1 protein-coding gene is annotated in these 1,832 nt (G+C 47.2%); it reads left to right on the top strand.

Features of this window, described 5'->3' with window-relative positions:
- Nucleotides 1-380: 380 nt before the first annotated feature.
- Nucleotides 381-1,832 (top strand): recombinase family protein (locus IEV46_RS17720; RefSeq protein WP_373284652.1); only part of this gene is annotated, 1,452 nt, incomplete at its 3' end.

The following is a 1,832-nucleotide window of genomic DNA, read 5'->3' on the forward strand; positions in this document are numbered from 1 at the left end:
CATATGGTAAAGACGGGAGATTTCGGGAACCTTCATCCTTTGAGCCGAGGCGAGGATCACGAGCGAGCGACGCACGCATACCGGGTGGGTTCCTCTTCGACTGACTTGGAGGAGTTCATTTCCTTCTTTTTCATTCAATTTTCGTACATAGATGGCCATACCGATCCCTCCCGTGAAAACATCGGTTTTCACAGAAGGTTATTCCCCTTTTGAAGAATTATAATCCTGGACAGGGCACTAGCCGCCGTTGAGCTTTTTGTCCAATGAATACCCATAGGAAAGCAGACATGCGGTATCTGCATACCCTTTTACGGGTGATGCATAGATGCATTTAAAAATTATCGAAGGTGATTCCACTTACAAAATTAGGCGGGCTTGTTATGCTTATCTTGCCCAAAAGTACAGGAGGGAGAAGTTGGGAAGTGGTAGGAATCTATGTTCGAGTCAGTACAGAGGAGTCGGCGAAAAGGGGATACAGCATCAAGGATCAGATTCGGGATTGTCGGAAGAAAGCAGGGACAGAGGAGGTGATTGAATACGTCGATGAAGGGGTTTCGGGGGAGTTTCTGGATCGGCCGGGATTGAGCAAACTCCGGGAAGATATCAAGAAAGGGCTGATTACAAGAGTGGTCTGCCTGGATCCCGACCGATTGTCCCGAAAACTGATGAATCAGTTGATCGTAACGGAAGAGTTGGACCGTCAAGGCGTACCGTTGGTTTTTGTAAACGGTGAGTATGCCAGAACCCCTGAGGGACAATTGTTTTACAGTATGCGCGGAGCCATCTCGGAGTTTGAAAAAGCCAAAATCAATGAGCGGATGACCCGGGGGAGGAAACAGAAAGCCCGACAGGGGAAAGTACTGAGGGATTTTAAAGTATATGGGTACAATTATGACAAAGAAAAAGAATCTTTTGTCATCAATGATGAAGAGGCCAAAGTGGTCCGTTTGATCTTCGATCTCTTTACAAAGCCGAATAACCGGGTAAAGGGTATAAACGGCATTGCACGCTACCTGACGGAGCAAAACATCCCGACAAAACGTGGAGCGAAAGTTTGGCATCGTCAAGTGGTTCGCCAGATATTGATGAACCAGGCCTATATAGGAGAGTTCTACCAGAACAAATGGAATACAGAGGGAATGCTGGGGAATCAGTTCAAATCATCTGAAGAGCGGGTACGAATGCGGGAGCGTCCCAAGGAAGAATGGATCAAGGTGCCTTGTCCGTCGATTGTGGATGAAACTGTTTTTTATCACGCGCAGAGTCTATTGAAAGAATCCCGACGGAGATGGGCGAAAAAAGGGAGACGTGAGTACCTGTTAAGTGGTCTGATCCGTTGTGGGGATTGCCACAACACAATGACCGGACGCAGGGCTAAAAATTGGGGGAAATATGTGTATGAGTACACCGACATCAAAAACTATTCCGGAGCTAAATATCCAGGGTGTGGCCGGCGGGTAAAGTGTGAAGAACTGGACCAACAGGTATGGGGACAGATCGTTCATTGGCTGAACACTCCAAAAGAAATCGCGGCGGCTGCCGAAGAGATGTCGGATATTCCTTCTTCCTCCTTTGAAGAGATGGAGATGGATCGGTTGGAGAAAGAGATCGAAAAGACAAAAAAAGGACGGAAGCGATTATTAAACCTCTTTGCTCAAGGAATGGACATCTCTGAGGAAGAGGTGCGGGAGTCGATCCGGGAACTGAAAGAAAAAGAGGACCAGTTACGGGCTCGATTGGAAGAAATACAGGATATGATGAAGGACAGGAGTAAAGCCGCATATACCCACGAACTGATCCAAGAAGCCGCCAAATATTACTTCAGCAAAGGA

It is taken from the genome of Kroppenstedtia guangzhouensis (genome assembly GCF_014637345.1).
Lineage (GTDB): Bacteria > Bacillota > Bacilli > Thermoactinomycetales > DSM-45169 > Kroppenstedtia > Kroppenstedtia guangzhouensis.